The following is a 24,123-nucleotide window of genomic DNA, read 5'->3' on the forward strand; positions in this document are numbered from 1 at the left end:
AGGAGGTTCCTACGCCTTGAAAAAAGGCGTAGTCGGGCTTTCCGTTATATCTTTTGCTTATTTATGTGAATTTGCTGTTTTACGCCATAAATTTGCACCAACAGCTAGCAAAAGGATGCCACTGCAATCCCTAACCCAAAACACTATGATAGTTCTTATAGCACCAGAAGAAGATATTGCTAATGAAATTGAAATTTTACATCAGCTCTTTGAGGAGGGTTTAGCCTATTTTCATTTTCGTAAGCCTAACAAAAGCTATCAAGAGCATTGTGATTATTTAGATTTGGTAGAGAAGAAGTATCACAATCGTATCGTCGTGCATTATTTTCATGAATTAGTAAATGCCTATAATTTAAAAGGTATTCACTTTCAGGAGCAAAAAAGAATAGATCATATTGATAACCCCGGACAGTATTTTAAACCGCTTGATATGTATGGGAAAACGATTAGTTCTTCTTTTCATGATCCTGAAGTGTTAGCCGCTTGTGGGTTTGAGTTTGATTATCATTTGCTGAGTCCCGTTTTTTCTTCCATCTCTAAAAAAGGATATGAAGGCAAAGGTTTTGATGTGAATTCTATTGAAAAAAGAATCATAGGTATGGGCGGTGTTACTAAAGACAATATTGCGGAAATACATCAGTTGGGTTTTAAAGGTGTGGGCGTTTTAGGAGGAATTTGGAATAGCGTATCACCCGTAACAGCGTTTAAAGCAATGCAAGCATATTATAGCAAAAATAAAAATAATATATAAATACAAAATAGATCACCGATGCAATTACCCAGTTTACACTACATATCTCAAGGAGAAACACCACAAGAGCATTTGAAAAATATAAAAAGTGCTTGTACAGCAGGAGCAGCTTTGGTACAATTAAGGTTAAAAAATTTAAGTCCTAAGAAGGTTTTAAAATTTGCAAGCGAAGCCAAAGAGATCACAGATCATTACCAAACGCGATTAATCATTAATGATCATTATAGAATAGCAAAAGAAATAAAAGCAGATGGTGTTCATTTAGGAAAAACAGATACGTGCCCTTCTATAGCGCGGAAGTATTTAGAAAGTTGGCAAATTATAGGTGGCACAGCAAATACGATTAGTGATTGTAATACGCTAATTGCAAAAGGGGTAGATTATATCGGTGTAGGACCTTATCATTTTACAAAAACAAAGGAAATTTTGAGTCCTATTCTTGGGCTTGAAGGTTACGTAGCGCTGCTTAAGAATCTAAAAACAAGTATTCCAATTATTGCTGTTGGAGGTATAACGCTTAATGATGTTCCTGAAATTTTAAAGACAGGAGTTTATGGTGTTGCTGTAGCAACAGCAATTACCAACGACTTCAATACCATTACACTTTTTAAAAAAATATTAGAAAATTCTGATATTGAAGAACAGGTGTGGAAACCAAAGCAAAACTTATAAGTATGATTGATTTACTTCAAATAGCAGATAAAACATTTACTTCAAGACTATTCACTGGTACAGGGAAGTTTTCAAGTGCTACGAAAATGAAAGAGGCGATTATAGCTTCTGAGAGTGAGCTGGTAACGGTAGCTTTAAAACGTGTGGATTTTGAAAGTGAATCTGATAATATTTTGAGTTATTTAACCAATGATAGCATTAATTTATTACCGAATACTTCTGGAGTCCGTACGGCCAAAGAAGCTATTTTTGCTGCCCAATTGTCTAGAGAAGCTTTGCAGACAAACTGGATAAAACTAGAAATTCACCCAGATCCCCGTTATTTATTGCCTGACCCGATAGAAACCTTAAAAGCAGCCGAAGAATTAGTGAAATTGGGTTTTGTAGTCATGCCTTATATTCATGCCGATCCTGTTTTATGCAAACGATTAGAAGATGTGGGAGTACAATGTGTAATGCCGCTTGGGGCGCCTATTGGTAGTAATAAGGGAATAAAAACGGAAGATTTTTTAAAAATAATTATCGCGCAAAGTAATGTACCTGTGATTGTAGATGCAGGAATAGGTGCACCATCACATGCGGCGTATGCTATGGAACTGGGGGCCGATGCTGTTTTAGTAAATACAGCAATTGCAGTTTCGCAGAATCCTGTAGCAATGGGGATTGCTTTTAAAATGGCAGTCGAGGCGGGGAGAATGGCCTATTTAGCAAAACTTGCACCTATCAAAGAACAAGCAGAAGCAAGTAGCCCATTAACATCCTTCTTGAACGAACTTTAAAACTAATTCTATGTCTTTCAAAACCATATTTGAGCAATACGATTGGAGTACCTTAGAAAAGGAAATCTACCAGGTTACCACAGCTGAGGTTGCGCTAGTACTTCAGAAGGAAAAGATAGCATTAGAAGATTTTAAGGCTTTGATATCTCCTGCGGCAAAGCCTTTTCTGGAGCAAATGGCACAGCGAAGCAATCAGCTTACTAAAAAACGCTTTGGAAATACCATGCAAATGTACATTCCAATGTATTTATCAAACGAATGTCAGAATATTTGTACGTATTGTGGCTTCAGTATGACGAATAAAATTCCGCGAAAAACCTTAACGGACCCTGAAATTTTAAAAGAAGTAGCAAAGATTAAAAGCTTGGGGTATGATCATATTTTATTGGTTACAGGAGAAGCAAATAAAACGGTAGGTGTAGCATATATCAAACACGCTATTGAATTAATAAAAAACAATTTCTCGAACATTAGTATGGAGGTACAGCCTCTAGATCAAGAGGAATATGAAACTTTGATTGATGCAGGTTTGTATGCTGTTTTGGTGTATCAAGAAACGTATCATGAAGCCACCTATAAAGTGCATCACCCTAAAGGAAAAAAATCAAACTTTCATTATCGTTTAGATACTCCTGATCGATTAGGAAAAGCGGGTATTCATAAAATAGGAATCGGTGCTTTATTTGGATTAGAAGATTGGCGTGTAGATAGTTTTTATACGGCTTTGCATTTACGGTATTTGCAAAAGACGTATTGGAAAACGAAGTATTCTATTTCTTTTCCAAGATTGCGTCCTTTTGAAGGTGATGTAGCTCCGAAAGTAGAAATGACAGATGCTGATTTGGTACAATTAATCTGTGCGTATCGTTTGCTTGATGAAGATGTAGAGTTATCTATGTCTACACGAGAAAGTGAAAAGTTTAGGGATAATATTATCAATTTAGGCATCACTTCTATTAGTGCAGAATCTAAAACCAACCCAGGAGGGTATAGTGTGGAGCCGGCATCGTTAGAGCAGTTTGAAATTTCAGATGAACGCTCTACAGCAGAAATAAAATCTATGATTCAATCTCAAGGATATGAAGTTGTTTTTAAAGATTGGGATAAAGCCTATTCTTAACTTAAAGAACTGCTTTTTCAAGTAACTTTACCGTCATTTTATCAGCATCAAAAGTGGCATTGATCCCAATAGGCAGTGTGAAATTATTTTTCACATGGCCAAAACTCATACCATATGCAGCAGGGATATTTAAAGGTTTAAGGCGGTCTAAAATAACTTCTTTCAGTGTAAAACTTCCTGATGCAGCAGGTTTATCGCAACCATTGCAAACCCCAATCATAATAGCGGCTGCATTTTTAAATGTAGCACCTTCAATTAATTGCGTGAGCATACGATCTATTCGGTAAGGAGCTTCTTCCACATCTTCTATGAAGACAATGGCATTGGTGAAATCTATTTCCTGGGGAGTACCAATTAAAGCTATTATGAGCGTTAAACTTCCGCCAACCAATTTACCTGTAGCCTTTCCTGAAGTAATGTTGTACCGATCAAACTCCGGATTGTTTAGAAGTTCGTCATCTTTAAGGACAGCATTTTTAATTAAAAGCTGATTTTCAGGATGGATGATAACATTTTCTAGTTGTTGGATAGAATAGTCATCGTCTAAAGTACTCCCAACCGGGCCATGAAAAGTAATAAGTCCTGTTTCGGAATATATTCCATTTGCTAAAGCAGTAATATCACTAAATCCAATAAGCACTTTCGGGTTGTTTTTAATCAACTCGTAATCCAGAAGGTGCATAATTCTGGTGCAGCCATACCCGCCACGTGCACATAAAATTCCAGCTACATTTGGGTTGGCAAACATGTCATTGACATCAGCAGCGCGTTCTTCATCGGTATTGCTAAAATAACCGTGATTCCATAAAATACGTGCTGTATGAAACGGAATAAAGCCCATTTTAATCAGCGTTTCTTTTGCTTTTTCCAGTACTTCTGGTTTCACCGCATAACCAGGAGCTATTAAACCTATGGTGTCTCCCTTCTTAAGGCGTTTGGGTTTTATAGCGGTCAGATTTATCTTGGGTTGCCGTGCATTCGCGAAAACGGAAAAGGGCAGGAGCGAGGCTGTTGAAATACCTAAGAGATTAGTGAAGAAGTTTCTGCGAGATTTCATTTAATTAATTAAAGATGATTTGTATGGTATTCGGAAAACAATGATTTATTCTTCTCTTTCGGGCCATAAGTTAGGATGTTCACCGCTATACCCTAATTTCGGAATTTCATTGATCTGTTGAATTTCTTCAAGGGTTAAGTCAAAATCAAAAATATCAATATTTTCTATGATACGTTCTTTTGTAGTGGATTTAGGGATGACAACAACGTTATGTTGTGTTACCCAGCGTAAACAAACTTTTGCCACAGTGGTATTATGGTTTTGAGCAATAGATTTCAGCGTGTTATTATTTAAAATTTCACCTCTGCCAAGAGGCGACCATGATTGTACCGTGATATTTTTTACTTTACAAAACCAAGTTACTTCTGGTTGCCAATATCCAGGGTGAAATTCTATCTGATTAATGGCAGGTAAAACCCGTGCTGTTTTAAAAAGTGCTTCTAAATGTTCTGGCCAAAAATTACTGACCCCAATAGACTTTATCTTTCCTTCAGTTTGTAAATCTTCCATAGCGCGCCATGCTTCGGCATTTGCATGCTGCCAATTATCATAATTTTTAGCATTTGCAGGCCAATGAATCAAGTAAAGGTCTATGTATTCTAATTGTAGTTTTTTTAGAGAGATCTCAAATTCAGACATTGTCTCTTCATAGGAGAGATTTTCTCTCCATAATTTGGTGGTCACTTTTATGTCCTCTCTAGGAACACCACTTAGTTTTATACCCTTACCAACGGCTTCTTCATTGTTATATTTTGCGGCAGTATCTAGTAAGCGATAGCCATTTTCTAATGCAAATTTTACAGCTTCAATGCCTTCTTGTTCCGTTGCTTTGTAGGTGCCAAAACCTACAATTGGTATTTTATTTCCGTCATTTAATAGTATCTCTTTCATGTAATTCCTCTATTTAAAGGTGAATGTAGCGCACGAAAACTATATTTTCCTTAGACGCTATATCCTACCAATTTTTGATACATTAAATATATTGATAAACTAGATACTGAAATAATAAGTACAGGCATTTAACTTTTTGTTGATAGCGATATTCTGAGAGCTACTGTAGCAATGCTGGTCTCGAATTTCAATAGTTATTTATTCGGTATCTGGATTTCCGTCTGTATAGTCTATCTGCTTAAGTAATGTACCATTTTCTAGATACGTACACCATTCTCCTTCTTTTTTACCGTTTTTGTAGCGCCCCTCTTCTTTCAATTTACCAGATTTGTAATAGTAGTCTTTATATACGCCATTTCCAGATTTACCAAATGATGTGCTGTATAGTATTTTATTTTTGGTATTGTATACCTGATAATCACCTGTTATAAGGCCATGGTTCCAATTTTCTTTTTTAACTATTTTTTCATTAAAAGTTGTTTTCCATATGCCATTTTTCCGATTATTGAGAAAGTAACCAGTTGATATATAATCAGTCATTTTGCCAAAGGTAAAGTCTGATTCCTCCTCAAGAATATCTGTAACTTCTTCATTTTCTTTATCATCAATGATAAGATATATGGAGTATTCATTATTCTCTATTTTTTTATTTTTGTAATTATAGTTGTAAATAATTATGCCATTAGTTATTTTAACTTCTACAAATAAAGAATTCAAAAATAAAGGAGGAAGAATGGGACTGCTTCCCTGGCCGTATGCGAATAAACTAGTGCCAAACATTAGAATACTAAAACAAATATTTTTCATTTTATATAAAATTTGATTATATCATCCTGCAATGCTTTCCATTGAAATTTCCAAAAAGATTTTCTATTATTGGCATAATCCATAAAATTTTCTGTTTCTGTTTTTTTAAATTTATATTGATTTCGGTTTAAAGTATATAACATGGAATTTATCCTTCTCATTTCAACACTGTATGGTTTCCAAAGTGCTGCAATTTCTTGTTTAGTGTGCTTTCCTGATTTAATAATTGTATCAAAATTTGTGTCAATTGCATTTTTTCTTTTATTATATTTAATTATTTCAAGAGGTGTTAGATCTCTTCTTTCCTTAAATGAATGCTCTAATCCTGCAACGTGCGAAATTTCATGAGCAAATGATTCCTTATTTCCTAAATTAGGCTCAAACATAACTAAGTTTTTTGAGTCAATATCTCTTAGATTCGCATAAGCGGGTGCACCCTTTTCTATTGATTCATCATCATCAACATTTATTAAGGGGCAAAGAAAAATAAAAATTCCTTTATTTTTAAAAGCTATAGGCTGTTGTTCTTTTAATTCTATTTCAAAATAGGTTAGTAAATTATCTCCTTTGAAAGCAGTTCCATTTGTTATTATTAAATCATTTGCAATCCAATTTTCTTCATCTATAATTATATCAACTACTTCCCCAATTTTACATTGTAGCAATGCTTGATTTAATGATTTGGTATTAAGATAATTTTCAAGATTTTCTAAATCATCTTCTAGATTTTTATTTACATCGCCAAAACCTAAGTCTATTTTATCTTCTATAATATTTTTATCAATTTCTATAGAAGTACTTCTTAAAATACGAATTGGAGTAATATTAAAATGTAGTTGTTCGTGGTTCGCATTTCTAAATAGGTTAATTTTTCCCACCTCGTTATCATTTTTGTCTAAAAATGAAATTGTTGTGTTTTGAGTCAAGGGAGAATTGCAACTTATCGTTATTTCAGCGCCATGTGCTTCCGAAATTTTTAATTCATTGGGTTCAAATTTTATTCCTTTTTTTTCTTGAAATTTTATGATGTCCGTATCTTTGACCGTACTAAATAATTCTATGATATTCAGTTTTAGCTTTACATTCTCTTGTTTAGGGAACATACTTAGCCATGGAGTAAAATATTCTAAACCATTTATTTCTAGTGGATTGTATTCTTTCTTAAGTTTGTCGTAGTTTTCAGAAATAGCTTCTGTTTCATAAGATTTTCGCATCCAATCAAATCCAAATTCTCCTTGATAATTGCTCAATCTTTCAAGTTTAGCTATAAACACTAAATCTAATTCATCCTCTTCTTCTGTTATTTCTTCTTGTACTTTTGGCGTTTCAGGTGGAGGGAATGTTACTCTCCAATGTGCCGAATATTCAGTAGTGGAACCTGATTCTTTCACACCTCCAGCACTTATGTGAATAGTTTCTGTTTTAGGATCTATACCTGAAGAAGAAAAATTATTTGACCAGTTGGTGAGGTAGCAGTCAAATAAGTAAAGTTTACGAATTTTTGTTCTTTCGTCTACTGGAGGAATGTGTAACTCTAATTGTTTTGTTAAATCCGGATCAGCAGACCAACTACCTAGATTTAGATTAGTCTGACTCTCTACGGTCAATGTAATTCCTAAGAAAACTGGTTCTTGATGGGGTTGCCCATAAGGATCTAATTGTTGATTGAAGCGATAAGTAAATTTTAATACATTTATGTCAAGACCGTCAATCAATAACTTAGCTTTTACCATACTTTAAGATATATCCTTTAAATATAGAAAAATCATCCATGATATTTCTTGAAACAAGATGTGTTTCATCGAATTTATACTCATTTTAGAATGTATAATGTAATTATTTTTTTGAGATGAGATAAAATATAACAATATGAAATGCTATTGTATTTAAATATAAAGTATTAAAAACGGAATATTTTTTTAAGTTCTTCATCTTTATTCTTTTTGTAAAGAATTAAATTGTCAATTGTGGATGGATCAGAATTCATGTAATTATTAATAAAATGATCAAAACTAAAATCCTGACTTGTATCACAAATATCATATTCCCGTGTTGAATGTGGTGATTTTAACGTATATCTTGTATAGTAATTATTGCCATCTTCACCATTTTTAATATTCACATCTTCATACCTTATTTCAATGGTAGAAAAATTAAATATTTCTTTATACCGTGGAAAATTGCTTTTAAATTCTATAGTGCCTTTTACTCTATTGAATTTTACAGTTTTATGCCAAATTTTTCTTTTGTAAACATTAAGAATAATTACAGTTAATAATAAGATTAATGTGAAAATCATCTGTATAATTCCTTGATGATTGTAGGTGCTTACTAGTAGGAGCAAAACAAAAGTTAGTGGCAACAAGACATAAGTGTCAAACGTGAACATTCTATTTTTTGTAGGATTCAATAGAATATAGTTTAGGTTAACTTCTTCTGCATTTATGGAGTGATATACGTCAAGCATCTTCTATTTTTTATACCTATCTAAACTCATTTCATTTAGTAATAAAGTTGTCTGATGTTTAAATAGACTAGCGTAGGAATATTTATTTTTTTCAAATGGATTAATAATTATTAAAATATATAAGATTGTAATTCCTGAAATAATAATTAATGCAGGGTGTATTTTTTTATGTAGTTCTCTTATTTTTAAGTTTTTTGGGTTGATAAAAATTACTGAGAAAAAAAGTACAGGGAGTAAATAAAAATTCAAACTGAAATCAGATTCTTTTTCAAATTGATTATTTTTTATATAAAAGTACATGGTATCAAATTCGCTTTCGAAAAACTTATCTTGAGAAGGTGATTTTGTTCTTATTTTTACTTCAATATTCTGAAAAGTTAATGTTGCTTTCGGGTGTTTTTTTTTAATGTTGACAAGTATTTTTTCCATGTCATACTTCTTTTGTTCCCGTATTTTAAAAAATATATCTATAGCTGCATAGGCTATAAATATGAAAAAGAATAGGACTAAAAACTGATAAAGCGTGCTGTTCTTTATGAAATACATTAGTCCTTTTTATTGAATTTGGATGCTCTTAATAATGTCAGCATAGTCTCTTTATCCTTAGAACTATTGTGACTCATATTGATGATAAAATCATACCCATTTAAGTAGGTTCTGTACATGTTCTGCTCCATTAATGTTCTGCCATTTTGGGACAGTTTAAGATTAAAAACTTCAAATTCAATAGTAGCTATGGTTTCTTTACTTGAAGTAGAATCTACTTGTACGCCTTGAGCAGCAAATACAGAATAAATAACATTTTTTAGGTGTGGGTATTTATCATCCCATTCATTTTCGTAGGTTTCTTTAAATGGAATAATGGTTGCCTGAAACTTTGTTAATTCATTTTTACGAATCACAAAAAGCCCAATTTCTTGTCCACTTATGTTAAGGTGTTCTCCCGATCTTTCAATAATCTCTAAGCCTTCTTCAAGATCTTTATCTATTTTTCTTGTACTTTCTATGTTCCAATCATTGATAAGATCAATGGTCCAACCAATTTCTGGTGCATGGAATGGTTTATTCTTTTTTGAACAAGCACTACCTAGTATGGCAATGAAGCATAATATAAGGAGTTTCAATTTCATGTTGAAGGTTATTACTACTGTAAACTAGAAAAATATGAAGCTTTTGCAGGATATTATTTTAGTAGACTTACTTTTTATTACCGTTCGCTAGGGTTTTCTATCTCGTTATTCTCTGCAGGGTTTTTTGTAAAGGGGAACGCAAATTGCCGCGCAAACCCTTTTGGGAATTTCACATCGCCTAATCCAGTACTTTCGGGCCAAGTTGTTCCTATTGGATAATACGTGCCAAATAGCATATCTATAAACGGAAAATGAATGGCGAAGTTTTTATCATATGCTTTAGGGTCGTCTGAGTGATGCCAATGATGGTATTGTGGCGTAACAAAAACGTAGCGCAACACACCAAAATTTATACGCGTGTTAGAATGTGCTAAAACAGCTTGAAAAGAAACAATTACAATATAGGTAGTAAACACTGCAGGGCTAAAACCAAATACATATAAAGGTAAAAAAGAAACCGCACGCACTACGATTAAATCTACAAAATGGGTTCTAGAACCCGCTAACCAATCTATATCTTTGGTAGAATGGTGTATGGAATGAAAACGCCATAAATACGGAATTTTATGAAAAAAGTAATGTCCGGTATATTGAAATAAATCGGATACCAATAAGGCTAAGAAAAGTTGAGGTATAAACCATATACCTTGTATAATTTCTTGGAAACCAGTTAAACCAATGTTTGAAAAAGCCAATACAGCGGGTAACTGTACCAATACTCCCGTTACCTGAATGAGTAAATGACTTATAATAAAGTAGACTAAATCTGTTCTCCACTCGTCATGAAATTTTGTTTGTGTTAATCGTTTTGGCAAAAACAATTCCATTGGAATGAATATTACTGCGGAAATTAAAATATCGAGTAAGAGCCAATCCATACCAATCGTAAAACGTTTTGCATCTATTTCTTGATATTCTGGTAATCCATTGGCTAGAAATATAGAGGCAGCGATGAGCATTATCGCATAGAAACCAAGTTTTGTTTTTTTGCTGAGAATAAAACTGGTCAATGCAAAAGCAAAAGATAACGTAAGGACTATTAAAAAAGCCCACTTTACATAACCTGGTTCGTAAAGCGCGCGAAAATCGGCCGTAGTTAAATATTCAGGATAGTAAGCGCAAATAGTGGTTCCGAAGCAGATTATAGCTAAAAATATAGAAATGTACCCACTAATTTTGCCTTCGCCTATTTTTAGTCTTTTGTTTTGAGTCATTATAAGTGGTGTGTTGGTTGGTATTTTGTTTGGTTGAACTTATAACGTAAAAGGCCTGAGTTTTGGTATTTATGATAATTTATAATTTTTTATTTCGGCTACCAGAAGAGCAGTTATGTCTTATTTTTTACTTCACAAATAAGACATAGAAGTTGCGGTAAAAATAGAATTTAATAGCTTTTTTCTTATTTAGGGATAAGGTCTCCTTTGTAATTATACGTTTTACTTCCATAATCAAACGTATAGATTCTTCTGCCTTGCTCATCTTCAGTTAGAAAATTCATATAGGATTCTTCGGTGTCTACTAAAACCTTTCCGTTTGTATCTATAAGCTTATATGTTCCATTTAGGCGAACAGCGGTTACACCATCTTCAAAAGGTTCTCCAATATCATATTTTGCAGGAATAACGGTTTTTCCTTTAGAATTAATAAATCCAATAAGATCGTCATTACTTATTAAAATTCTATCATCCGATAATCCGTCATAAATTTTGGTAACATTAGGTACCGGAATTTCGTTGCCAATTGTATCGATAATGAAGTATGAATTATTTCTATTTCCAAAAAGTATTTCTCCTCTTTCAATTAGATGATCATATTTTTTTTGACTAATAAGTTTATAGCTAGATGAAAACAGTTGAATGGCGTCATTTTCATCCTCTGGTTGAATACCTGTTAATCCATTCTTGTAAGCTTCAAGACTATAAACGAATAGGGTGTCTAAGCTTTTGTTCGCTCTGTTTAAATGGTAGTAATAGTCATTATTTTCATAATAATCACCATTAATTTTCACAAGACTTATGTTGTCATTTTTTATAGTTATTTTATGCTCTCCTTTCGCATTTAGAAATATAAGAGCATCATCTGTACTCATATCAAATAATTCATCTGTAGCGTTAAAAGAATGCGTGTTACGCGCTGTAAATTTTACATTCTCGACTTCGGTATCTTTTTTAAATAATAATTTTATAGCAGCTACATTTCCATAGAAATAGTATTCTCGGTGGAATAGTCCATCTTTATCATTAAAATAATCAATGTTGTTTAAGTTTTTACGCAAATACTCTTGAAACGCTGCGGTATCTTTAAAATCTCCGTCATTCAGCTTTTCTTGTACTACTTTTAAGTACTTCAACATTTCACTAAATATATCTTCGGAATCTCCAGGAGCCATTGCATTGCTAGAGGAGCCACTTCTCTCTATAAGTTTACCTTCTTCATTATAGCCTTGAACTACAAATGGGGATTCTATAGTGTCTGTGAGGGTAATATAAGCATAGTTCTCATTCGTATTTACTAATTCAATCTTACCTCCTTTATATTTCGCTTTAGGATTTTTATTAGATAGCGCTACACTATCATAATTTTTTATATATTCTAATTCGTAAGAAATAGCAATACTATCTATAGGCTTGGCTGCACCCCAACCATCTCTGTCAAAACTGAAATCTACCATATAGTTTTCAACGCTGTCTATTTTAACGTCACCAGCGTGATAGTAGATTTTAGTAGGGCTAAAATTTTGTGTAATACCTTGACCTAATTCTAAAGGTCTTCTTTGGTCAGGATTAGTAAATGAAAATTTAAGATTACTCTCATAAGATTCAAAATACTGATCAAAAACGACACCATTAAACTGATTTAAAGCATTATGAATACCTGTGGTATCTACCTTAAATTCTTCGCCATATTTTTCGTCCTCTTTTTTTATACTTTTAATTTTATTTGAAAAAGAACCATCGAAGAAATTTAAAAATGCCTCAAACTGTTTAATATTAGTATTCATTTCTTCCTTTATGTCATCCAACGATTTGTCATCCAAAGCTGAAATAAATTCGTCTAATTCTTCATTACTTTTTGTTTGCGTTTGTACATTTTTACATCCGGCTATAATCAATAATAGAGTTATAAATAGTACTTTATTCATTGTCTTATTATTTTAAGTTCGTTGGTTCCTTTGGGTTGGTATAAGAAATAGTTTAATTTTTTGCTATATTTTTTTCCTGTCAATATCAGCATGGCATCTTTATCTTTAGGGTATACATATAGTAGCTTACCACCAGCATAAAATTGAATATCAATGTCCTTAGCTATGGTATATTTATAACTGTTGAATGCCCATGATAGATATTCTTCCCAATTTTCTCTTGCAGTTTCAAAATCAGTATCAAAAGCTACTTGTTGCGATTCTAGGTCAGACACATAAAAGAGGTCATTAATAGCTTGTTCATCACTAGCTAATACTGCTTCTCCTATTTTAGTATAAATGGCATTAATTTTAGATACTAAATTTTTATCATTCCGTAAATCAACACCATCAGTCCAAGCCTTTGGGTAAAAGGGGAGTACTAAATCATATTCTTTACTGAAATGAACTGGTGTTGTTCCAGACAGTTCTAAGTCGTTTATTTGTGTATAGATTTCTTCGGTATCAAAATCATATAGTACTGCTGAGAATTGAGAATCCTCACTAAAACTTCCCCTAGAATTATTTTCGTTTTTTGTATTTGGCTTTACGATCAGTTCTATACTAGATCTTGTACTGGTAATATATTCGTTTAAAAATATTTCGCTATAAAGCGCTGCATTAGGTATTTTTATACCATTAACTACAATGTCATAATCACAATCCTGCTCCTTAATTTTTAATATATATTTTGGCTCATTGGCAAACGTCTTTATTTCTTTATGGAGGTTTGCTATTGGTAGATCATAAGGGATTTTAAACGTAATAGTTAATTCGGCATTATCCTTGTCTCCCATAGCAGCCAAGTGTTTTCCATTGTTAATTTTTACAGCTAAACTAATGTCTTTGGTTTCTTTCTTCCAATCAAATTTTATGTCGTTAGAATAACCATCAGAAATAGTTGTTAAGCCATATTCGGCTTCTACGATTTCTAATAATTTTTCCCCCGAATAGTTTAGGGTATCAGTGGTCAGAATCATATAGTTATTGGTCACTAAAGCTTCCTTAATGGGGATTCCGGCGTAGTGCATTCCTGCGATAGTAAGTTCATTGAAATTATAAACGGTGTCAATTTTCACCTCTTCATTCTCTTTTTGTATTTTATTAAGGAATGTATTTATATCTGATTTCTGGGTTATTTCTGCAAAGTCATATTTTTCTTGGCCACAGGAGGTAACGGAAATTCCCGTGAGTAAAATAAGTGAAATAATAAATTTTTTCATGGGTTGAAATTTGAATGGTTTTATTTGAACTGTATCTCTAAATTTTCAAAAGCTTTGAATTCACCTTCTTCTTTGCGGATACCTAATTGTACTTGTAATGATGCTGTCTCCCATTCATAGTAAATACTAGTGTCATTATCATCAATTTCTGGCTCGCCATAGCTATTAATTAGATTAGATTTAATAGTCTCAAAATCTTCTTTCTCATCAAATGGCTCCAATTTCATTGTAAACCTGCTCCATCCATGAGAGAAAATAACTTTATCTATTGGGACATTATAAAACATTAAAAAACGTTCATCTTCAAACATAAGATCTCCAGAATATGTTTCATCATTAGGAATACCTTTAAAAAACGTATTTAAATCTGTTTCTGCAGTAACGTTCTCTAAATTCTTGATTAACGCTTTATAATCAATCTGGGAAAAACTGTAAAGGCTTGTAAACAAAAAGAGTGTACATGCTAATTTAATTTTCATAAAAAATGAGTTTTTGACGTTATTATTTATTTTTTTGAGATTCCAATGGCATTTGGAATAGACCAAAATACCTTATTATCATCATTTTCATTAAAATCTGTTTCATAACTTCCCATCTTTTCTACTTTGGTTTCATTATGGTTCATATAGAATGAAGCCTCGGGTCCGCCTTCTAAATACATTAAATTGTATACTTCCAAAGAAGAATTTAAGAGTATATTAATAAAATCATGAACCGAATAAGGAGAACGAGTAAAAATAAAAAGGGCATTACCTTCCTTATCTTTTCCAATAACGACCATGCTCCATTTTTTAGATTGCTGCCCCCATTTATTTTTCTGATTGCAATCTACCATACGTATAGATTGTGTATAAGAATTGTATTGTTCTTTTAATTGATCCCAATTTTGACAGGTTCTATCAATAATTTGAAACTCTGGAACACTATCATTTTTTCGGTTAAAAGCGGCAATAGTATTATCTTTGTTTAAGCGGCCATTATTTGTAAAATCAAAATTTTTCATAAAGCCCACATTCGTAGCGAAATCTTGCATATACATGCCGGCATTAATAACTGCAATTTGATTTTTGTCTTCTGCCCATTTTTTTGCAGTTTTAATGCGCTCCCCATTTTGTTTAGCGCTCAATAAATTTAGGTTGTATAATTTTGGAGAAATCTTTAAAATATTGATTTTACTGTCTCCAAGACTAGATTTTTTTGGAGCATCATATTCTGCATAGTACAAACCTTCATCAATTTTATTCCAATTGATCTCTTCAGCATCAGAAAAATTATTAAAAGAAAATAGGAGTATTGCAATTGAAGCTAAAATAAGGGGCAATAAGTATTTCATTTGGTCTGTTGGTTAAATTAAAAATTTAGCGCTACTTTATAATATACATAATTTTTCAAACAGAGTAAATATACGCTTACTTTGGAGTATACGCTAAATTAAAGGTCGCTTACCTTTATATATTTTACTAAGTATACCTGTTATCATCATGAAGCATACTGCTTTCTAATTTTTACTTCTGGTTTGTTACAGAAGAGATATAGCGCAATTAAGAAAAACCATTCTAAGGGTTTCATAATAATGTAGGTTATACTAGACAATTTTGGGGTATTTATTTTTTTAGAGAGGTTGTATCCATATCGATCGTAATTTTTACGAATCATGCGGTGTAGTTTTGGTGAGAAATCTTGAATCATTTCCTCAAAAGCATTGGCAATAAGTAATTGTCTATTTACAATGATAGGCCTGCCATTACGCTGCCCTAATCGTATTGGTTTTACAATATTAGGATGACCAGAAGCAGCTACGGTACACAAGTAATGTCCTTTATGATCGAGTATGGGCGGGTGCATTTGTTGCGATAGTTTCCAGGTGGTAGTTTCTGTAAATACTTTAATAATAGCATCTGGCGCTTGACCAAATAATATGAGGACTAGCGTACAAATGAAAAATACAGGAAATAGGAATACAAGTATCCAAAGTGGATTTCTGCACTTATGTAAGAGAAAAACTTGAATCTTATTTAAATAGGGATTAGCATAAGTTCTATTTGCGGTTTCTGTTAGCTGTTCCGTAACTACTTTATACACTAGAAAAATACCCACACACAATGCTGCAACTGGGGCAAATAGTAGTAAGATGTGTTCCGTATCACTTATGTACATATCTAAGCTAGTGGTATCGTGCGTTGAGGTTTGGTATATAATGGCGATATTCAATACAATTCCTATCAGGATGAATACCATAGAAAGTACTAAGCTTAAAGGAGGGAGTTTTTTACTTCTTGTCCATACCAAAAAAAGTGAACTATTATAGGCTATAAAATAAAATATTAGGGTGAGTATGTGTTGTTCAGAGAAAGGGTTGTAGCATTCTCCATCAACAGGATCTACAGCTTTGTAATATGGATTACTATGAAATAATAAGCCTACAAGAAATAAGAAGAGTGTAAATATATATACAGAACCAATAATAAGCTCACTAGGTTTTGCTGTTATTTTAGAACGTTTTAACACAAGCCACACTAGAAATAATATGAGTACTAAAAATAAAACTAGAATAAATAATGCTGCCATAGAAAGACTTAAAAGAAAGGGTCTACATGCGCCTTTCTGTATTTATGAGAAATTGTGCTCTTGATTTAATCGATAAAACTACAGCTATGAGTAGTGCGGGGGCAAGGAAACTGTTTCGTTTCCGCTTTAGCACTTATCAAAAGCTTTTTTGTTTTGATTTATTTTTAGTTTCCAGAGCAAAATCGGGAAGATTTTGCAGACGTAGTAAATGTACGTAAAACATTAAATTAAACACCATAATCTGTATTGCTTCATAGATATTGTAAGGCACAAGCTTTTTATATCAAGGGATAAATTGATTTAAGCAGTCCGTTTTTAATTATAATTTCTACTTTTATTCCAGATTCCATTTTAGACCTGTAAACGTTTAAAGTCCCAAACTTTTTATTTTTATTTTTTACTGCAAATAAACATTCATGGAATAACTGATTGTAGGTCCATGTTGAAGGGAAGAAGGTGCTAGGTTTTTCCTTTCTTGTCCATCTATTCATTTCAGAGTCATAATACTCTATCTTTGCTTCAAACACTCCGAACTTATTTTTTTTCAGAATTTTTTTAATTTTCACTACTTCTTTATCGTAAAAATGAATTCCAGTTATTAATCCATTTTTAATTTTTCCTTTACTACAATGCTCTAACAATTCTATAAAATCAGGTGAAACACTTTTGTTTTCATCTGTAATACCGAAATTTTTTACTTCGTGGATATTCTTTTCTAAACAAATCTGTTGAGCTCTTTTTGGATTTGTTATTAGAAGTTGTTGAAAGATTTTGGATTCTTTTCGAAGACTTGGAATATCTTTAAAAGGTCCGTCATCTTTATCTTCTGAGTATTTGATTTGGTAAATGGTAGGAACCTTTGATATTGTAGTACCAACTTTCAAACCTTGTTTGTTCGTGCTAAATGTATCTTCGTGAATATAATATTGAAATTCCAACCTTGATTTTTGAGCTTGTGTCTAATACAAAGATATAAATATACTATTTCTAGTATGAGGAAAGGTTCATAAGTCTAGACTTGCAATTAATTAAGGCGAATATCGTTAGTTAACTAAAGGAAGTAGACAAAAAAAAGAGGAAGTCTTAACGTAACTTTTTACCGATACCGAGAATTACAAACTTACTTTTGTGCTCTTTAATACTAATGCAGCTTTTATAATTGGAAGATTCAAATTTTATTGATGAATTAAGAAGCGGGCATCAAGCGGCCTATAGTAAGCTAATTGATGTATATAAAGATAAAATATTTTATACTTGTTTATCTTTTGTTCCAAATAAAGAAGATGCTGAAGATATAGCGCAAGAGGTCTTTATAGAAATATTTAAATCCATCAAAAAATTTAAGGAAAATTCAGCTTTATCTACGTGGATTTATAGAATAGCCACGAATAAATGTCTAGAATTTATTAGAAAAAAGAATACGAAAAAGCGTTTTGCTTTCCTGCAAGTTATAAATGGAAACGATATTTCTTTAACTAATTCTAATTATTTTACGGAGGTGAATCATCCAGGTATTATCCTAGAAAATAAAGAAAAAACCAAATTGCTTTTTTATGCTATAAACCAATTGCCAGAAAGCCAAAGACTAGTTTTTACCTTGCATAAATTAGAAGGGAAAAGTTATCAGGAAATTAATGATTTAACGAGAAAAAGTATTTCTTCAATAGAATCCCTAATGTTTAGAGCAAAGAAGAAATTACAGGAATTATTAGTTAATTATTATAAAAATGAAATTTAGCGAGAGATTTTATTTTTTTTCACATCTAAATAAATAGTATGAAGCGAAAAGACAGTAACATAGAGAATAGCGTACAGGAGGTTTTTGAGAGTACAACAGCGATTAAACCTGTAACCGTGTCCCCTTTTTTTAAAGAAAAAGTAATACGTACCTTGTTTCATAAAGCTGAAAATGAAAAAGTATTTTTTTCATGGTTAACAGTAAGAGTTCAATTTGCACTACTAATTTTAATACTTGTTTTAAATACTTTAGCCTTTTCTAAAATGAAAAAAATTAGCTACAATGATAACCTTGAACAGTTTGTGGAAGCCTATGATTTATCAGGTAATAAGGAAACAGCGTTGTTTAATTAACTAAAATAAATACGACCAATACAATTTTATAATTTGTCTATTCTTGGCTATTTTAAATTTTATTGGACGGATGATATAGATAAAATGAAGAAAAATTTAATAACATATATATTGCTATTTTTTTTGATCGCAGTGAATGGTTTCTTTTTAGTTACCTATATGACGGATGGCAATAAAAAACAACCAACAGCATCAGAACAACCCAGTAATTTTATTGCTAAAGAATTACGATTTGACAAAGGGCAATTACAGCAATTTAGAAAAATTACGAGAAAGCATAGACGGTCCATCCGAGAATTATCTATGGAAAACAGAGGTCTAAAAAAGCAATTATGGAATAGTTTGGCAGATTCAACAAAAAAAGAAAACCAAATAGATGCTATAACCTCATTAATGGGGCAAATTCAAAAACAGAAAGAGCAAAAGACTTTTTATTATTTCAAGGATGTTGAACGTATTTGTACTAAAAAGCAACGATTGAAATTACAGGAAATAATTAAAGAGGCATTAAATAAGAGTGAAGCAACACACGAAAGGCCAAAGTTCTTTGAGCATAAAGACGAATAGTAGCGTAGTATTCCTGCAATTTCATTTTATTTTAAAATAAACGCAAGGTATTTTTTTAATTGGCATCTAAATAAATAGAAAACCCAAAACCTATTACAATGAAGAAGAAATTAAAATCAATAGCTACAATAAGTATACTAGCGCTATTTGTTGCCTGTTCTAGTACTAATGATGCTGTTGATGATACTATAGCTGATGAAGTAACACCTGAAACTCCAGATACAATAAACGATATATCTATGTTACTTTCAAAATTTGATGCCACAGGTTTATCCTATGCCGTTAATGATGGTACAGTAACATTTACAACAGAAGATTTACCAAATCATACAAGCCCATATTGGCCAACATCAAATGACTTGTATGAGGAATATAATGGAACAAATACGGCCTTTCATCAAAACCCTAATGAAATTGCGACTCAGAATATTACTTTAACGATTACATTAAATCCCGAAGAAGCGGCTATTCATGAGGCTACTTCTTTAGGTACTATAGGCATTGCAAGAAACGGGATTGTTCTCTATAATCAATATGCAGGACCAGATCAACCATTAACTAATGAAATTGATAGCTTCGATCAATGGTTGGGGCACCCACAAGGCCAAAGTACCTATCACTATCATATTGAACCTACTTTTCTTACTCAAGAGTTTGGAGAAGATGCCTTTATAGGCTTGTTAGCAGATGGATTTCCAGTTTACGGGCCTCTAGAGGATGGTGAGATAATTATATCTGCCGATTTAGATGAGTTTCATGGGCACACAGGGGTAACGGCAGATTTCCCGGATGGAATTTACCATTATCACGTGACAGCTGATGATCCATATATTAATGGAAATGGCTTTTTTGGAACGCCAGGAAATATCACTAATTAATTTAAACAGCAAAAGGCTATTTACAAAAGATTGCATGAGTTAATTCATTATGCTGTACAATGAAATTATTTACAAAACTTATTGGTTGCATTTTATGTCTGATACTTAGTTGTGGATGTTCAGAAGATCAATTAAATCTTAATGAATCTGATGCCAACCTCAATTTGGAAAATGGAGTGTTACTATATAAAAATATTCCGTACACAGGTGTATTAGTAGCGTATCATCAGGATGGTCAATTAAAATCTAAAATCAATTACGACAAGGGCAAGAAAGAAGGTTTGGAATCTTTTTGGCATCAAAATGGGGTAAAAGCCTCAGAGCGTTCCTATGCTAATAATTTAAAAATAGGGACTCACAAAGGATGGTGGGACACGGGTACTCCAAAATTTGCGTATCATTTTAATGCTAAGGGAGCCTATGATGGAAATCTCAAAGAATGGTATAAAACAGGAACGCTATTTAAAGACTTTAATTATTCAAAAGGAAAAGAAGCGGGGAGTCAAAAAATGTGGTATGCTTCAGGTAAAATAAGGGCGAATTTTGAAACTATCAATGGGGAACGTTTTGGTTTAATTGGTCTTAAGAAATGCTACAAAGTTACGGTTGATAGTAAAAATATAAAATAAATAAATGCAGCAGATAGTACTAATATTAAGTTTATTCCTAGTATTAAGTTCATGTAAAAATGAAAAGAAAATAAACACAGACTCACTAAAAAATGGGAAACAGATCAGTGCTTTGCCATATTTTAATACAGCAGATTTTACACCTCAATGGAATACACCAATACATAAAATTCCGTCTTTTTCATTTCTAGACCAAAACGGAGATACGATTACCAATGCAACCTATAAAGGGCATATTTACGTGGCTAATTTTTTCTTCACTATATGCCCTGGGATTTGTCCAAAACTCACGGAAAACATGAGTAGTCTTCAAGAAGTTTACCAGAAAGATGATGCTATTATGCTATTGTCACATACGGTTATGCCGTGGGTTGATACAGTTGAGGAGCTAAAAAAATATAGCAGGATAAAAAATGTAGATGCAAAAAAATGGCATTTGGTAACAGGGGATAAAACGGAACTCTATACCATTGCAAGAGATGGCTATTTTGCAGATGATGACTTTACGAAAACTACCGATGTAGATGACTTTATACATACAGAAAATTTTATTTTGGTAGATAAGAGCGGCTATATACGTGGTGTTTATAATGGTACTATTGCATTAGATATTAAACGTCTTATACGGCATATTGATATTTTAAAAAACGAAGATTTTTAATACTTCATGCTTAAAACAAAAAGTAATAAAAATTAATTCCTTATGAAATCACTACTATCTATTTTTACATATTCAGTCATGACACTTTTTATTTTTTCGTGTAGCAGTAAAACCACAGCGGAAGAAATTACAGAAGAAATTGCAGATAATGGCACTGAAGATGATAACCCTCCTAATATTCTTTTAATTATAGCTGATGATATGGGTTTAGACGCGACGCCTAATTATCCTATTGGGAGTATAAAACCAAATATGCCAAACCTAGAGGGGTTAATGGCAAATGGGATTAAGTTTAATAATGTTTGGGCAAATCCTTTATGTAGTCCCACCAGAGCAACAATGCTAACAGGTAAATACGGTACTCAGACAGGTATCACAAGAGTGGCGCAGACCCTTGTAAGTTCAGAGCATATTCTTCAAAATGATATGTCTAATTATAACACCGCACTAATTGGTAAATGGCATCTTTCAACCGATGCTAGCCAGCCTACAACAATGGGAATAGATTATTTTGCAGGAATACTAAATGGTACCGTTCAAGATTATTACAATTGGAGCCTTGTAGAAAACTCAAATTCAGCTACAAGTACCGAGTATGTGACCTCAAAATTAACAGATTTATCTATAGATTGGGTGAATGCTCAAGATGATCCTTGGTTTTTATGGTTAGCTTATAATGCACCTCATACTCCGTTTCATGTACCACCATCAAATTTACATAGCCAAGGAGATTTGCCTATAGACCAGGCAAGTATTGATGCCAATCCATTGCCTTATTTTTTAGCGGCGTTAGAGGCTATGGATTCTGAAATAGGAAGGCTTTTAGGAGCAATGAGTGCTGAGGTAAGAGACAATACCGTTATTATTTTTATAGGCGATAATGGGTCGCCAAACCAAGTTGCGCAAGAATATGATAGGTCTAGGGCAAAAGGATCTATTTATCAAGGTGGTATAAATGTTCCGATGGTATTATCCGGTCAAGGTATCACTAGAACAAACATAGAAGAGAATAGTATCATAAATGCTACAGATTTATATAACACCATTTTAGAATTATCAGGAAATTCAACGAATTCAAATACAGATAGTAAGAGTTTTAAAAATGTTCTAACAGATTCAGGTGTAGGAAGTAGAGAATATGCGTTTTCAGAGGTTAGTTATAATGACGATACGCTTGATTATACGGTTAGATCTGCAACGTACAAGTATATGTTATTTAGAAATGGTACTGAAGCTCTTTATAATCTAGACTTAGATCCTCTTGAAATTACGAACTTACTTGATAATGCATTAAGTGAAGCGGAGATGGAGATTTATAACGAATTGACATCGGAGCTTCAGGAAATTGTTAATTAGCATTAGACTTGAGTGTGAATGGATATTGCCTATACTACAGTTTAGTAGAGTTTAGCTAAGTCATTTAAAAATTGTTCTGAAGGAATGTTAGCCAGAGAAATTACAAAAGATTTAATGGTTAAGAGCTAAGGGTTGTAGATGCTCTTTGTATCAGGTCTGTTTGTAAAATAATCTCTTTTAGAGCAATGGGTTTATTCTTTTTTTTGCTTTTAATTTCTTTGTATAATTGCTTAAAGGCTGTTTTACCCATTAAAAATCCAGGTTGGTTTATTGTGGTTAAACTAGGAGATATGACCGAAGACATAAACCAATTGCTAAATCCTACTACAGCTATATCATTAGGGACCTGTATTCCTTTTTCTTGAAACGCTGTTAAAGCACCAATGGCAACTAGATCTGTGTTTATAAAGATGCCATCAACATTTTTGTGGTCTTCTAATAGTTGTAGCGCATTGGTTTTGCCTTCCTCAAAGCTCTTATCTCCACATTCACAGATGTAAACTAGAGAAGGATCATAATCCATGTGATTATCTAACAAGGCCTTCTTGTAGCCTAAAAAACGATCGATGGAATTCTGGGGTAATAAAGCACCTCTAAAATGCGCTATTTTCTTGCAGCCTATATCAATTAGATGTTGCGTAGCTTCATATGCAGCTTTACGATCATCAATAATAACTTTAGAACAGCGTACTAATTTTGCAATTTTATCAAACATGACTAGTGGCTTGTCCTGAGCAACAATTTCGTTGAGGTGCATAAAATCTGCCGTACCATTAGCTAAGGATATAAGAATACCATCTACACGTTGCTGCATTAACAAATTAAGCTGCTTTTTTTCTAATTTATACGATTCATTAGACTGTAAAATAATTACTAAATATCCCTTCTTTTCTGCCTGCGAAATAATCCCTTTAATGACACTAGAAAAAAAATGATGCACTACCTCGGGTACTATTAAACCAATGGTTTTAGTCTCCTTATTACGTAAATTAACGGCCAAGCTATTAGGCTTGTAATTTAAAGTTTTAGCGAGTTCATGAACTAATGCTTTTGTTTTTTTGCTAACATCAGGATAATCTTTCAGCGCTTTTGAAGCTGTAGATACAGATATGTTTAATTTTTGAGCTATTTCCTTTAATGTTACTGGCTTCATAAGCTAAATGTAGGTTTTGCTTTTTAAAGTAAGTTAGAAATAAAAATCGAAATCGTTTTAGTTCATTACGAAATCAATTTCGGAACCTAAAATGGTATAACAAGTTAATTATCATTTATCTTGGTAATCAATTCGGAGAAAG

At 32.6% G+C, this 24,123-nt stretch carries 26 protein-coding genes; 11 read left to right on the forward strand and 15 right to left on the reverse strand.

Translation table 11 applies throughout. The features are described 5' to 3' along the window. Positions 1–145: 145 nt before the first annotated feature. Genes GQR94_RS13730 through thiH form a run of 4 tightly spaced genes read left to right on the forward strand, consistent with a single transcriptional unit; the run spans position 146 to position 3,322 of the window. Entirely contained in the window at positions 146–751 is a 606-nt protein-coding gene (locus tag GQR94_RS13730; RefSeq protein WP_158976028.1) for a thiamine phosphate synthase, read from the forward strand. Between the two features lie 18 nt (positions 752–769). Next, positions 770–1,423, forward strand: a complete 654-nt coding sequence (gene thiE, locus GQR94_RS13735; protein ID WP_158976029.1) for a thiamine phosphate synthase — start codon at positions 770–772, stop codon at positions 1,421–1,423. A 2-nt stretch (positions 1,424–1,425) separates the two neighbouring features. Further along, on the forward strand, positions 1,426–2,202 hold the full coding sequence (locus GQR94_RS13740) for a thiazole synthase (RefSeq protein ID WP_158976030.1): 777 nt from the start codon (positions 1,426–1,428) through the stop codon (positions 2,200–2,202). Positions 2,203–2,212: 10 nt separating this feature from the next. Next, positions 2,213–3,322 (forward strand): 2-iminoacetate synthase ThiH, encoded by a 1,110-nt coding sequence (gene thiH / locus GQR94_RS13745; protein ID WP_158976031.1) that lies wholly within the window; start codon positions 2,213–2,215, stop codon positions 3,320–3,322. 1 nt (position 3,323) lies between these two features. Here thiH and GQR94_RS13750 read toward each other — a convergent pair whose 3' ends face one another. From GQR94_RS13750 to GQR94_RS13815, 14 genes are all read right to left on the reverse strand, one after another. Beyond that, entirely contained in the window at positions 3,324–4,379 is a 1,056-nt protein-coding gene (locus tag GQR94_RS13750; protein ID WP_158976032.1) for an LD-carboxypeptidase, read from the reverse strand. Between the two features lie 45 nt (positions 4,380–4,424). After that, entirely contained in the window at positions 4,425–5,270 is an 846-nt protein-coding gene (locus GQR94_RS13755; protein WP_158976033.1) for an aldo/keto reductase, read from the reverse strand. A gap of 198 nt (positions 5,271–5,468) precedes the next feature. Beyond that, positions 5,469–6,077, reverse strand: a complete 609-nt coding sequence (locus tag GQR94_RS13760) for a toxin-antitoxin system YwqK family antitoxin (RefSeq protein ID WP_158976034.1) — start codon at positions 6,075–6,077, stop codon at positions 5,469–5,471. After that, entirely contained in the window at positions 6,074–7,810 is a 1,737-nt protein-coding gene (gene tssD, locus GQR94_RS13765) for a type VI secretion system tube protein TssD (RefSeq protein ID WP_158976035.1), read from the reverse strand. The genes GQR94_RS13760 and tssD overlap by 4 nt, the downstream gene beginning before the upstream one ends. Positions 7,811–7,977: 167 nt before the next feature. Further along, complete coding sequence (locus tag GQR94_RS13770; protein WP_158976036.1) at positions 7,978–8,544, reverse strand: hypothetical protein; 567 nt, start codon at positions 8,542–8,544, stop codon at positions 7,978–7,980. 3 nt (positions 8,545–8,547) lie between these two features. Further along, entirely contained in the window at positions 8,548–8,973 is a 426-nt protein-coding gene (locus GQR94_RS13775; protein WP_158976037.1) for a hypothetical protein, read from the reverse strand. Between the two features lie 116 nt (positions 8,974–9,089). Further along, on the reverse strand, positions 9,090–9,674 hold the full coding sequence (locus tag GQR94_RS13780) for a hypothetical protein (RefSeq protein ID WP_158976038.1): 585 nt from the start codon (positions 9,672–9,674) through the stop codon (positions 9,090–9,092). A gap of 77 nt (positions 9,675–9,751) precedes the next feature. Continuing rightward, positions 9,752–10,888 carry a sterol desaturase family protein gene (locus GQR94_RS13785; protein ID WP_158976039.1) on the reverse strand — a complete coding sequence of 379 codons (1,137 nt, stop codon included), beginning with the start codon at positions 10,886–10,888 and terminating at the stop codon, positions 9,752–9,754. Positions 10,889–11,073: 185 nt separating this feature from the next. Then, positions 11,074–12,816, reverse strand: a complete 1,743-nt coding sequence (locus GQR94_RS13790) for a WG repeat-containing protein (RefSeq protein WP_158976040.1) — start codon at positions 12,814–12,816, stop codon at positions 11,074–11,076. Next, positions 12,813–14,078: a hypothetical protein gene (locus GQR94_RS13795; protein WP_158976041.1), complete on the reverse strand. Its 1,266-nt coding sequence runs from the start codon at positions 14,076–14,078 to the stop codon at positions 12,813–12,815. Before GQR94_RS13795 ends, GQR94_RS13790 begins: the two co-directional genes overlap by 4 nt. 20 nt (positions 14,079–14,098) lie before the next feature. Next, positions 14,099–14,557, reverse strand: coding sequence for a hypothetical protein (locus GQR94_RS13800; protein WP_158976042.1), 459 nt, complete (start codon positions 14,555–14,557; stop codon positions 14,099–14,101). A 26-nt stretch (positions 14,558–14,583) separates the two neighbouring features. Continuing rightward, complete coding sequence (locus GQR94_RS13805; protein ID WP_158976043.1) at positions 14,584–15,411, reverse strand: phosphodiester glycosidase family protein; 828 nt, start codon at positions 15,409–15,411, stop codon at positions 14,584–14,586. A gap of 146 nt (positions 15,412–15,557) precedes the next feature. Further along, a complete protein-coding gene (locus GQR94_RS13810) occupies positions 15,558–16,646 on the reverse strand; it encodes a DUF6688 family protein (RefSeq protein WP_158976044.1) in 1,089 nt (362 codons plus the stop codon). A 278-nt stretch (positions 16,647–16,924) separates the two neighbouring features. Further along, positions 16,925–17,530, reverse strand: coding sequence for an EndoU domain-containing protein (locus GQR94_RS13815; protein WP_158976045.1), 606 nt, complete (start codon positions 17,528–17,530; stop codon positions 16,925–16,927). A gap of 275 nt (positions 17,531–17,805) precedes the next feature. Between GQR94_RS13815 and GQR94_RS13820 the strand changes: the two genes are divergently transcribed. From GQR94_RS13820 to GQR94_RS13850, 7 genes are all read left to right on the forward strand, one after another. Beyond that, entirely contained in the window at positions 17,806–18,384 is a 579-nt protein-coding gene (locus tag GQR94_RS13820) for an RNA polymerase sigma factor (protein ID WP_158976046.1), read from the forward strand. A 38-nt stretch (positions 18,385–18,422) separates the two neighbouring features. Then, positions 18,423–18,737 carry a hypothetical protein gene (locus tag GQR94_RS13825; protein ID WP_158976047.1) on the forward strand — a complete coding sequence of 105 codons (315 nt, stop codon included), beginning with the start codon at positions 18,423–18,425 and terminating at the stop codon, positions 18,735–18,737. A gap of 84 nt (positions 18,738–18,821) precedes the next feature. After that, positions 18,822–19,304 (forward strand): hypothetical protein, encoded by a 483-nt coding sequence (locus tag GQR94_RS13830; protein ID WP_158976048.1) that lies wholly within the window; start codon positions 18,822–18,824, stop codon positions 19,302–19,304. 98 nt (positions 19,305–19,402) lie between these two features. Beyond that, the gene (locus GQR94_RS13835; protein ID WP_158976049.1) at positions 19,403–20,182 is read left to right on the forward strand and encodes a YHYH protein; all 780 of its coding nucleotides are present in this window, start codon (positions 19,403–19,405) and stop codon (positions 20,180–20,182) included. 59 nt (positions 20,183–20,241) lie between these two features. Continuing rightward, entirely contained in the window at positions 20,242–20,811 is a 570-nt protein-coding gene (locus GQR94_RS13840; protein ID WP_158976050.1) for a toxin-antitoxin system YwqK family antitoxin, read from the forward strand. Positions 20,812–20,815: 4 nt separating this feature from the next. Beyond that, a complete protein-coding gene (locus GQR94_RS13845) occupies positions 20,816–21,472 on the forward strand; it encodes an SCO family protein (RefSeq protein WP_158976051.1) in 657 nt (218 codons plus the stop codon). A gap of 42 nt (positions 21,473–21,514) precedes the next feature. Then, a complete protein-coding gene (locus tag GQR94_RS13850) occupies positions 21,515–22,828 on the forward strand; it encodes a sulfatase-like hydrolase/transferase (protein WP_233268318.1) in 1,314 nt (437 codons plus the stop codon). Between the two features lie 118 nt (positions 22,829–22,946). Here GQR94_RS13850 and GQR94_RS13855 read toward each other — a convergent pair whose 3' ends face one another. Further along, positions 22,947–23,981: a LacI family DNA-binding transcriptional regulator gene (locus GQR94_RS13855; RefSeq protein ID WP_158976052.1), complete on the reverse strand. Its 1,035-nt coding sequence runs from the start codon at positions 23,979–23,981 to the stop codon at positions 22,947–22,949. Between the last annotated feature and the right edge of the window lie 142 nt (positions 23,982–24,123).

It is taken from the genome of Cellulophaga sp. L1A9 (genome assembly GCF_009797025.1).
GTDB lineage: Bacteria > Bacteroidota > Bacteroidia > Flavobacteriales > Flavobacteriaceae > Cellulophaga.